A 10944-nucleotide genomic window follows, 5' to 3' on the forward strand; every position below is an offset into this window, starting at 1 on the left:
TTTTTCTTTTCCCTGTGGTCTACTTACCACGCGGGTAGACGTTTCCGATAACGACTTCTTAAGCGATTCTTTAACCTATTCATTTTTAAAACAAAAATGATCGGTGATTTCGTCCCTTTTTCCGGGTAGTTTGCATGAAATACATTAAATCGATGGCACAACAAAAGCTCTGCTTTTTGCTGGCGTTGTACATCGGCCTGTTTATGAATGGCGCAGTTTTCATCCGTCGGTTTGACGGTTACGCGCATGATTTTACCGTCTGGAAAGGAATTGCAGCGGTTGTCGAATTGGTCGCTGCTGTACTGGTCACCTTCTTTTTATTCCGTATTCTTACCCTGTTTGGCCGTCGCGTGTGGCGAGTGCTGGCTACGTTTATCGTGCTGTGCTCGGCGGGTGCCAGCTATTACATGACCTTTATGAACGTGGTGATTGGCTACGGCATTATTGCCTCAGTGATGACCACGGATATCGACCTCTCTAAAGAGGTTGTAGGGCTGCACTTTATTCTCTGGCTGGTAGCCGTCAGTGCCTTACCGCTGCTGCTCATCTGGAGCAACCGTTGCCGGTACACGCTAGTGCACCAGATTCGCACGCCAGGCAAACGTTTCAGAAGCGTCGCGATAGTCCTGCTGGCCGGTTTGATGGTCTGGGGACCAATTCGTCTGCTGGAAGTGAAGCAAAAGCATGATGAGCGTACCTCAGGCGTGGATATGCCAAGCTACGGCGGTGTAGTGGCGAACTCGTATTTACCGTCTAACTGGATTTCCGCGCTGGGGCTGTATGCGTGGGCGCAGGTGGATGAATCCTCTGGTAACAAATCGCTGATGAACCCGGTGAAGAAGTTTACCTACGTCGCACCAAAAGATATCGACGATACCTATGTCGTCTTTATTATCGGAGAAACCACGCGCTGGGATCATATGGGTATTCTTGGCTATAACCGTGATACCACGCCGAAACTGGCGCAGGAGAAAAACCTGATTGCCTACCGTGGCTATTCTTGTGATACCGCCACCAAGCTCTCACTGCGCTGTATGTTTGTGCGCGAGGGCGGGGCGAGCGACAACCCGCAGCGTACGCTGAAAGAGCAAAACGTCTTCTCGGTGCTGCATCAGCTTGGGTTCACGTCTGCCCTCTATGCGATGCAGAGCGAAATGTGGTTCTACAGCAATACCATGGCGCAGAACATTGCATACCGTGAGCAGATCGGTGCAGAGCCGCGTAACCGTGGCAAATCTGTCGATGACATGCTGCTGATTGATGAGATGAAACTGTCCCTGAGCGATAATCCTGATGGTAAGCATCTGATTATCCTTCATACCAAAGGGTCGCACTTTAACTACACCCAACGTTACCCACGTAACTTTGCCAAATGGAAGCCTGAGTGCGTCGGGGTGGATAAAGACTGTACCAAAGCGCAGCTGATCAACTCCTACGACAACTCCGTGCTGTATGTGGATCACTTTATTGATTCGGTGATTGACCAGGTACGTGATAAGAAAGCGATTGTGTTCTATGCGGCGGACCACGGTGAATCCATCAATGAGTATGAGCATCTGCACGGTACGCCGCGCAAGATGGCACCGCCGGAGCAGTTCCGTGTACCGATGATGGTGTGGATGTCTGACAAGTATCTGGAAGACCCGGAGAAAGCGAAGATGTTTGCTCAACTGAAGAAAGAGGCGGAGATGAAGGTGCCGCGTCGTCACGTTGAGCTGTACGACACCATTATGGGTTGTCTCGGCTATACCTCACCGAATGGTGGGATTAACGAAAACAACAACTGGTGCAAACTCCCTGATAACACCGCAAAAGCCGCGCAGTAGCTGCTCTGGCGAGAATATCGCCAGTTGAATGGCTTTTTGAAAATAAGGGATTGACGGGGGCGCACCTCAGCAGTAAGATGCGCTCCGCATTCGGCGAGTAGCGCAGCTTGGTAGCGCAACTGGTTTGGGACCAGTGGGTCGGAGGTTCGAATCCTCTCTCGCCGACCACATTCTGAAAAGGGCTAACCGTAAGGTTAGCCCTTTTTGCATTATGACCTTATCTCGTCAGAGTATCCAAAACGCCCCTTAGACCTGCTTCCACCTGCCTGTTAACGATTTTGTGACATAATCCATTGTATTTTTTTATATATAGATTGATCTTTTTTCGCGTTGCTTATGGATAACCTCAGCATTTTTCGCTGTGCGTTTTAACGTTCGCGGTATTTAGTGCTCAGATAATCACCATTCTGCAAGAAAATTTACCCATTCTGAATAAAAGTTAATCACTGATTGTTGAGAAATATGAAGAGGCTTGTGCTGCCAGATGGCGAGTAGCATAAATTTCCCTGCTGAAAACTGGCGTACATAGTTTTTTTAATCTTTGTTTGCGGTTTCTCACACTCAGCGTAAATCCCCGTCACCTGTATTGACGTTTTCACATTCTGTTGACAGATTGTAGGGCATGAGGGGCATTTCAGGGACGATCTGCGCTGCAACTCAAACGCTCTTCTGAAAGGATTCTCCATCCCTTTAAAGCCTTCGGGCATCACCGACCGGACCGGGTAAAAAATAAATAAAGGTCTGGCGGCGTAACACAACAAAGCAAAACATCACATTGGAGCAGAATAATGAGTATTTCCTTGAAGAAGTCAGGGATGCTGAAGCTTGGTCTGAGCCTGGTGGCTATGACCGTGGCAGCAAGCGTACAGGCAAAAACCCTGGTTTACTGTTCTGAAGGCTCGCCGGAAGGCTTTAACCCACAGCTCTTTACCTCTGGTACGACTTACGACGCAAGCTCTGTACCGATCTATAACCGTCTGGTTGAATTCAAAACCGGTACCACGGAAGTGATTCCGGGTCTGGCCGAGAAGTGGGACGTCAGCGAAGACGGTAAAACCTATACCTTCCACCTGCGCCAGGGCGTGAAGTGGCAGGACAGCAAAGAGTTCAAACCAACGCGTGACTTTAACGCCGACGACGTGGTGTTCTCCTTCGACCGTCAGAAAAACGCCCAGAACCCGTACCACAAAGTGTCTGGCGGCAGCTATGAATACTTCGAAGGGATGGGTCTGCCGGACCTAATCTCTGAAGTGAAAAAAGTGGACGATAATACCGTTCAGTTCGTGCTGACGCGTCCGGAAGCACCGTTCCTGGCTGACCTGGCCATGGACTTCGCCTCAATCCTCTCTAAAGAGTATGCGGACAACATGCTCAAAGCCGGTACGCCGGAGAAAGTCGACCTGAACCCAATCGGTACCGGTCCATTCCAACTGCTGCAGTACCAGAAAGATTCCCGCATTCTGTATAAAGCGTTCGAAGGCTACTGGGGCACCAAGCCGAAGATCGACCGCCTGGTCTTCTCCATCACGCCTGATGCGTCAGTGCGTTACGCAAAACTGCAGAAAAATGAATGCCAGGTGATGCCGTACCCGAACCCGGCTGACATCGCCCGCATGAAGCAGGACAAGAACATCAACCTGCTGGAGCAGGCTGGCCTGAACGTGGGCTATCTCTCCTTCAACACCGAGAAGAAACCGTTTGATGACGTGAAAGTGCGTCAGGCGCTGACCTACGCGGTGAACAAAGAAGCGATCATCAAGGCGGTTTACCAGGGTGCAGGCGTTGCAGCCAAAAACCTGATCCCACCAACCATGTGGGGCTATAACGACGACGTTAAAGACTACAGCTACGATCCTGAGAAAGCGAAAGCGCTGCTGAAAGAAGCGGGCCAGGATAAAGGCTTCACCGTTGAGCTGTGGGCGATGCCGGTACAGCGTCCGTACAACCCGAACGCACGCCGTATGGCAGAAATGGTTCAGGCTGACTGGGCTAAGATTGGCGTTCAGGCCAAGATTGTGACCTACGAGTGGGGCGAGTACCTGAAGCGCGCCAAAGCGGGTGAGCACCAGGCAGTCATGATGGGCTGGACCGGTGATAACGGGGATCCGGACAACTTCTTCGCCACCCTGTTCAGCTGCGCGGCGGCAAAAGACGGTTCTAACTACTCTCGCTGGTGCTACAAGCCGTTTGAAGACCTGATCCAGCCGGCGCGTGCGACCGACGATCACAACAAACGTATTGAACTGTACAAGCAGGCTCAGGTTGTTATGCACGATCAGGCTCCGGCGCTGATTGTTGCTCACTCCACCGTGTACGAGCCAGTGCGTAAAGAAGTGAAGGGCTACGTGGTTGATCCACTGGGCAAACACCACTTCGAAAACGTATCTGTTGAATAATAAGTAGGGTGTTCTCCCTCTCCCTCTGGGAGAGGGCAGGGGTGAGGGGCGTGCATGCATCCCCTCACCCTAACCCTCTCCCGAAGGGAGAGGGAATTTACATTTGTGAGCAATACAGACGTCACGCCACTGGTCGTGCGTCATCAGAGAGAATCCGGGTTATGTTGCAGTTCATCCTCCGACGTCTGGGACTTGTTATCCCCACGTTTATCGGTATCACCCTTCTCACTTTTGCCTTCGTCCATATGATCCCCGGCGACCCGGTAATGATTATGGCGGGCGAGCGTGGTATTTCCCCTGAGCGCCATGCACAGCTGCTGGCGGAACTCGGTCTCGATAAGCCGATGTGGCAGCAGTACCTCCACTATATATGGGGCGTGTTGCACGGTGATTTAGGGATTTCGCTGAAAAGCCGTCTTCCGGTGTGGGACGAGTTCGTGCCGCGTTTTAAAGCGACACTGGAGCTTGGCGTCTGCGCCATGATTTTCGCCACTGCGGTGGGTATTCCTGTCGGGGTACTGGCTGCCGTCAAGCGTGGCTCTATTTTCGACCATACCGCCGTGGGCCTGGCGCTGACCGGCTACTCCATGCCTATCTTCTGGTGGGGCATGATGCTGATCATGCTGGTCTCGGTGCAGCTTAACCTGACACCGGTCTCCGGGCGCGTCAGCGATATGGTTTTCCTGGATGACACCAACCCGCTCACCGGCTTTATGCTGATTGATACGGCTATCTGGGGTGAAGAGGGTAACTTCATGGATGCCGTCGCGCATATGATCCTGCCTGCCATGGTGCTGGGCACCATTCCTCTGGCGGTGATCGTACGTATGACCCGTTCATCGATGCTGGAAGTGCTGGGCGAGGATTACATCCGCACCGCCCGCGCCAAGGGCCTGACGCGTATGCGCGTCATTATCGTCCATGCGCTGCGTAACGCCATGCTGCCGGTTGTGACCGTTATCGGTCTCCAGGTGGGGACGTTGCTGGCGGGGGCGATCCTGACCGAAACCATCTTCTCATGGCCGGGCCTGGGACGCTGGCTGATTGACGCGCTGCAGCGCCGTGATTATCCGGTAGTGCAGGGCGGTGTACTGCTGGTCGCGACGATGATTATCCTCGTCAACCTGCTGGTCGATTTGCTGTACGGCGTGGTGAACCCGCGTATTCGTCATAAGAAGTAAGGGGCCATCATGTCACAGGTTTCTGAAAACAAAGTTGTTGCTGCACCGGTTCCGATGACGCCGATGCAGGAGTTCTGGCACTACTTCAAGCGCAACAAAGGCGCGGTGGTAGGGCTGGTGTATGTCGCAATCATGATCCTGATTGCGGTGTTTGCAAACGTGCTTGCGCCGTATAACCCGGCGGATCAGTTCCGCGATGCGCTGCTTGCGCCACCTGCGTGGCAGGATGGCGGCAGCCTGGCGCACCTGCTGGGTACCGATGATGTGGGGCGCGATGTGCTGTCCCGTCTCATGTACGGCGCGCGTCTGTCGCTGCTGGTCGGCTGCCTGGTTGTTGTGCTGTCGCTGATCATGGGCGTCGTACTCGGCCTGGTTGCCGGCTACTTCGGCGGCATCGTTGATAACATCATCATGCGTATCGTCGACATCATGCTGGCGCTGCCAAGCCTGCTGCTGGCGCTGGTGCTGGTGGCGATCTTCGGCCCGTCGATCGGTAACGCCGCGCTGGCGCTGACCTTCGTGGCGCTTCCTCACTACGTGCGTTTAACCCGCGCGGCGGTGCTGGTGGAAGTGAACCGCGATTACGTCACCGCGTCTCGCGTGGCGGGTGCCGGTGCGATGCGCCAGATGTTCGTTAATATCTTCCCTAACTGCCTTGCGCCGCTGATTGTTCAGGCGTCGCTCGGTTTCTCTAACGCCATTCTTGATATGGCCGCTCTTGGCTTCCTGGGCATGGGTGCGCAGCCGCCAACACCGGAGTGGGGCACCATGCTCTCCGACGTGTTGCAGTTCGCACAAAGCGCCTGGTGGGTTGTCACCTTCCCGGGTCTGGCAATCCTGCTGACGGTACTGGCATTTAACCTGATGGGTGATGGCCTGCGTGATGCGCTTGATCCCAAACTGAAGCAGTAAGAGGCACGAGATGGCGTTATTAAATGTAGATAAATTATCGGTGCACTTTGGCGACGAAGGCACTCCGTTTCGCGCCGTGGACCGCATCAGCTACAGCGTAAATCAGGGCGAAGTGGTTGGTATCGTCGGGGAGTCCGGTTCAGGTAAGTCAGTGAGCTCACTGGCGATCATGGGGCTGATTGATTACCCGGGCCGCGTGATGGCGGAAAACCTGCAGTTCAACGGTCAGGACCTGAAGCGCATTTCTGAAAAACAGCGCCGCCAGCTGGTGGGCGCGGAAGTGGCGATGATTTTCCAGGATCCGATGACCAGCCTGAACCCATGCTACACCGTCGGTTTCCAGATTATGGAAGCGATTAAGGTGCATCAGGGCGGGAATAAGAAAACCCGTCGTCAGCGCGCGATCGATCTGCTCAACCAGGTGGGTATTCCTGACCCGGCTTCGCGTCTGGACGTTTACCCGCACCAGCTCTCCGGCGGGATGAGCCAGCGCGTGATGATCGCGATGGCGATTGCCTGTCGACCAAAACTGCTGATTGCGGATGAACCGACGACGGCGCTGGATGTGACCATCCAGGCACAGATCATCGAACTGCTGCTGGAGCTGCAGCAGAAAGAGAACATGGCGCTGGTGCTGATTACGCACGATCTGGCGCTGGTGGCCGAAGCCGCGCACAAAATCATCGTGATGTATGCCGGCCAGGTGGTCGAGACCGGAAATTCGCACGATATCTTCCGCGCGCCGCGTCACCCGTATACCCAGGCGCTTTTACGCGCGCTGCCGGAGTTTGCCCAGGATAAAGCGCGCCTGGCGTCGCTGCCGGGTGTGGTGCCGGGTAAATATGACCGTCCGCAGGGCTGTCTGCTCAATCCGCGCTGTCCGTATGCGACGGACAAATGCCGGGCAGAAGAGCCAGAGCTGAACCAGCTGGCTGACGGTCGTCAGTCGAAATGCCACTACCCACTCGATGATGCCGGGAGGCCAACACTATGAGTACGCAACAGGCCACCACGCAACAACCGCTGTTGCAGGCCATCGATCTGAAAAAATACTACCCGGTGAAGAAGGGATTGTTTGCCCCTGAACGCCTGGTGAAAGCGCTGGACGGCGTCTCTTTTAACCTCGAACGCGGTAAAACGCTGGCGGTGGTGGGGGAGTCAGGCTGCGGTAAATCCACGCTGGGCCGTCTGCTGACGATGATTGAAGTGCCGACCGGCGGGGAGCTTTATTATCAGGGGCAGGATCTGCTCAAGCACGATCCGCAGGCGCAGAAGCTGCGCCGCCAGAAAATCCAGATTGTGTTCCAGAACCCGTATGGTTCTTTGAACCCGCGTAAAAAAGTCGGACAGATTCTGGAAGAGCCGCTGCTGATCAACAGTAATCTGAGCAAGGAGCAGCGTCGTGAAAAAGCGCTGGCGATGATGGCGAAGGTCGGCCTCAAAACCGAGCACTACGATCGCTATCCGCACATGTTCTCCGGCGGCCAGCGTCAGCGTATCGCGATTGCTCGCGGGCTGATGCTCGATCCGGACGTGGTGATTGCCGATGAGCCGGTCTCCGCGCTCGACGTATCCGTGCGTGCGCAGGTACTGAACCTGATGATGGATCTCCAGCAGGAGCTGGGGCTGTCTTACGTGTTCATCTCCCACGACCTGTCGGTGGTGGAGCATATTGCTGATGAGGTAATGGTGATGTACCTGGGGCGCTGCGTGGAGAAGGGGACCAAAGACCAGATCTTTAATAACCCTCGCCACCCGTACACCCAGGCGCTGCTGTCTGCGACGCCGCGTCTCAACCCGGACGATCGTCGCGAGCGCATTAAGCTGACGGGTGAACTGCCAAGTCCGCTGAATCCGCCGCCGGGATGTGCATTCAACGCCCGCTGCAGCCGTCGTTTTGGCCCCTGCACCCAGCTACAGCCGCAACTGAAGGATTATGGCGGCCAACTGGTTGCCTGCTTCGCGGTCGATCAGGATGAAAATGGCGAGAAGCCACAGGCATAACGAAAAAACCGGCGCTAAGCCGGTTTTTTTATGTCTGCTTGATTATTTCCGCAGGCGAATCTGGTCGACGGCGTGCTTCTCGCTCTTGGTGAGGATCAGGCTCGCGCGCTCGCGCGTCGGCAGGATGTTCTCTTTGAGGTTCACGTAGTTGATCTCATTCCACAGCCCCGTTGCCACATTGATCGCTTCTTCTTCAGAAAGCTGGGCGTAATGGTGGAAATAGGAGTCCGGGTCGGTGAACGCCCCTTCGCGGAACTTCAGGAAACGGTTGATGTACCAGTTCTGCAGCAGGTCTTCCGGCGCATCGACATAGATAGAGAAATCGACGAAATCCGAGACGAAGACGTGATGCGGATCGTGAGGATAGTCCATCCCGCTTTGCAGTACGTTCAGACCTTCCAGAATCAGGATGTCCGGCTGGACCACCGTTTTATCCCCACCCGGGATGCGATCGTAGATCAGATGCGAATAGACTGGCGCAGTCACGTGCGGCACGCCGGATTTCAGGTCAGAGACAAATTTCACCAGACGGTGCATATCATAAGAGAGCGGGAAGCCCTTCTTCTTCATCAGCCCGCGTTCTTTTAACACTTCGTTCGGGTGCAGGAAGCCGTCGGTGGTGATCAGCTCCACGCTGCGGTGTTCCGGCCAGCGGCTCAACAGCGCCTGCAGGACACGCGCGGTGGTACTTTTACCCACGGCCACGCTGCCTGCGATACTAATGATATAAGGAATGCGTTGACCGTTCGTCCCGAGAAACTGCTCCAGCACAGCCTGGCGGCGCAGGTTCGAGCTGATATAGAAGTTAAGCAAGCGAGAGAGGGGGAGATAAATTTCTGCCACCTCTTCCAGGGACAGATCTTCGTTTATCCCTTTTAACCGTGCGATTTCACCTTCCGTCAGCGTCATAGGGACGGAATCACGCAGGGCAGCCCACTGGCTGCGGTTAAAGTGAAGATAAGGCGTCATTAACGTTTGCTCTTTTTTGCTCATAAGCATGCTTCAGTGAGCCAGCGCTATACTGCCGGATCGTGGCTCATCACACAGTTAATTTTGGACAATGGGCAGGAGGTTAACACCAGATGGCAGGAATAATAAGAAAAAAGATGGATAGCGCTGCGTTACGCGGAAGCCGTCACGCTATGGTGTATACGGTGTAAATCACGCGTGCATGTTGATTATTTGACCCGTAATGTCTACTTTTACAGCGCTTAGCGCTTCGTTCGCATAAAATGTGAGCGAAAGAACGTTTTATGCAAATTTTTAGTTGCATGACCGCGCAGGTATCCATAGAATGCGCGCTACTTGATGCCGACTTAGCTCAGTAGGTAGAGCAACTGACTTGTAATCAGTAGGTCACCAGTTCGATTCCGGTAGTCGGCACCATCAAGTCCGGTGGGGTTCCCGAGCGGCCAAAGGGAGCAGACTGTAAATCTGCCGTCACAGACTTCGAAGGTTCGAATCCTTCCCCCACCACCACTTTCTGGCAGCGTAAATGCCGCCGGAGCTGGTTGGAAAAATTAGCCAGCTCAAACTGAAAAAGAGAGAAATCTCTTTTTTTGTTACAGAAAGAACTGGGTAGCCGAGTTTCAGGATGCGGGCATCGTATAATGGCTATTACCTCAGCCTTCCAAGCTGATGATGCGGGTTCGATTCCCGCTGCCCGCTCCAATACGTGCTGATATGGCTCAGTTGGTAGAGCGCACCCTTGGTAAGGGTGAGGTCCCCAGTTCGACTCTGGGTATCAGCACCACTTCACTTCTCCTTCCCGTTTCTCTCTGTTTCAATTTTACTGTATTCAACAATTCAGGCATTTCGCCTGGTTGATGTGGTGATATCACCGATTTATCCGTGTCTTAGAGGGACAATCGATGTCTAAAGAAAAGTTTGAACGTACAAAACCGCACGTTAACGTCGGTACTATCGGCCACGTTGACCATGGTAAAACAACGCTGACCGCTGCAATCACTACCGTTCTGGCAAAAACCTACGGTGGTTCTGCTCGCGCATTCGACCAGATCGATAACGCACCAGAAGAAAAAGCTCGTGGTATCACCATCAACACCTCTCACGTTGAGTACGACACCCCGACTCGCCACTACGCACACGTAGACTGCCCAGGCCACGCCGACTATGTTAAAAACATGATCACCGGTGCGAGTGGGAAGCGAAAATCATCGAACTGGCTGGCTTCCTGGATTCTTACATCCCAGAACCAGAGCGTGCGATTGACAAGCCATTCCTGCTGCCAATCGAAGACGTATTCTCCATCTCCGGTCGTGGTACTGTTGTTACCGGTCGTGTAGAGCGCGGTATCATCAAAGTTGGCGAAGAAGTTGAAATCGTTGGTATCAAAGAGACTGCGAAGTCTACCTGTACTGGCGTTGAAATGTTCCGCAAACTGCTGGACGAAGGCCGTGCTGGTGAGAACGTTGGTGTTCTGCTGCGTGGTATCAAACGTGAAGAAATCGAACGTGGTCAGGTTCTGGCGAAGCCAGGCTCAATCAAGCCACACACCAAGTTCGAATCTGAAGTGTACATCCTGTCCAAAGACGAAGGCGGCCGTCATACTCCGTTCTTCAAAGGCTACCGTCCACAGTTCTACTTCCGTACAACTGACGTGAC

The 10944-nt window shown here is 54.0% G+C and carries 9 protein-coding genes and 5 tRNA genes; 13 read left to right on the plus strand and 1 reads right to left on the minus strand.

Annotated features, from left to right (window positions below; genetic code table 11):
• The first annotated feature begins 134 nt into the window (after positions 1-134).
• The 7 genes from eptB (at position 135) to dppF (ending at position 8319) form a co-directional block, all read left to right on the plus strand.
• The gene (gene eptB, locus GXP72_RS01075; protein ID WP_024909086.1) at positions 135-1826 is read left to right on the plus strand and encodes a kdo(2)-lipid A phosphoethanolamine 7''-transferase; all 1692 of its coding nucleotides are present in this window, start codon (positions 135-137) and stop codon (positions 1824-1826) included.
• 91 nt (positions 1827-1917) lie between these two features.
• Positions 1918-1994, plus strand: a tRNA-Pro gene (locus tag GXP72_RS01080).
• Between the two features lie 620 nt (positions 1995-2614).
• On the plus strand, positions 2615-4222 hold the full coding sequence (dppA, locus tag GXP72_RS01085; RefSeq protein WP_023334096.1) for a dipeptide ABC transporter periplasmic-binding protein DppA: 1608 nt from the start codon (positions 2615-2617) through the stop codon (positions 4220-4222).
• A 161-nt stretch (positions 4223-4383) separates the two neighbouring features.
• On the plus strand, positions 4384-5403 hold the full coding sequence (gene dppB / locus GXP72_RS01090; protein WP_024909087.1) for a dipeptide ABC transporter permease DppB: 1020 nt from the start codon (positions 4384-4386) through the stop codon (positions 5401-5403).
• 9 nt (positions 5404-5412) lie between these two features.
• Positions 5413-6315 carry a dipeptide ABC transporter permease DppC gene (gene dppC / locus GXP72_RS01095; protein WP_024909088.1) on the plus strand — a complete coding sequence of 301 codons (903 nt, stop codon included), beginning with the start codon at positions 5413-5415 and terminating at the stop codon, positions 6313-6315.
• 10 nt (positions 6316-6325) lie between these two features.
• Positions 6326-7309 (plus strand): dipeptide ABC transporter ATP-binding protein, encoded by a 984-nt coding sequence (gene dppD, locus GXP72_RS01100; RefSeq protein WP_008502772.1) that lies wholly within the window; start codon positions 6326-6328, stop codon positions 7307-7309.
• Positions 7306-8319 (plus strand): dipeptide ABC transporter ATP-binding subunit DppF, encoded by a 1014-nt coding sequence (dppF, locus tag GXP72_RS01105; protein ID WP_023309965.1) that lies wholly within the window; start codon positions 7306-7308, stop codon positions 8317-8319. Before dppD ends, dppF begins: the two co-directional genes overlap by 4 nt.
• 42 nt (positions 8320-8361) lie before the next feature.
• Here the strand turns inward: dppF and coaA are convergent, their stop codons facing one another.
• Positions 8362-9312: a type I pantothenate kinase gene (gene coaA / locus GXP72_RS01110; protein WP_021242480.1), complete on the minus strand. Its 951-nt coding sequence runs from the start codon at positions 9310-9312 to the stop codon at positions 8362-8364.
• 317 nt (positions 9313-9629) lie between these two features.
• On the opposite strand from coaA, the gene GXP72_RS01115 reads away from it, so the two are divergent.
• The 6 genes from GXP72_RS01115 to GXP72_RS22520 form a co-directional block, all read left to right on the plus strand.
• A tRNA-Thr gene (locus GXP72_RS01115) sits at positions 9630-9705 on the plus strand.
• 8 nt (positions 9706-9713) lie between these two features.
• Positions 9714-9798: transfer RNA gene (locus GXP72_RS01120), tRNA-Tyr, on the plus strand.
• 117 nt (positions 9799-9915) lie between these two features.
• Positions 9916-9990, plus strand: a tRNA-Gly gene (locus tag GXP72_RS01125).
• A 6-nt stretch (positions 9991-9996) separates the two neighbouring features.
• Positions 9997-10072: transfer RNA gene (locus tag GXP72_RS01130), tRNA-Thr, on the plus strand.
• A gap of 118 nt (positions 10073-10190) precedes the next feature.
• Positions 10191-10625, plus strand: a complete 435-nt coding sequence (locus GXP72_RS22515) for a GTP-binding protein (RefSeq protein WP_244319935.1) — start codon at positions 10191-10193, stop codon at positions 10623-10625.
• Between the two features lie 35 nt (positions 10626-10660).
• The coding region (locus tag GXP72_RS22520) for an EF-Tu/IF-2/RF-3 family GTPase (protein WP_244319952.1) at positions 10661-10944 on the plus strand (284 nt) is incomplete at its 3' end.

It is taken from the genome of Enterobacter sp. SES19 (genome assembly GCF_011765665.1).
GTDB lineage: Bacteria > Pseudomonadota > Gammaproteobacteria > Enterobacterales > Enterobacteriaceae > Enterobacter > Enterobacter pseudoroggenkampii.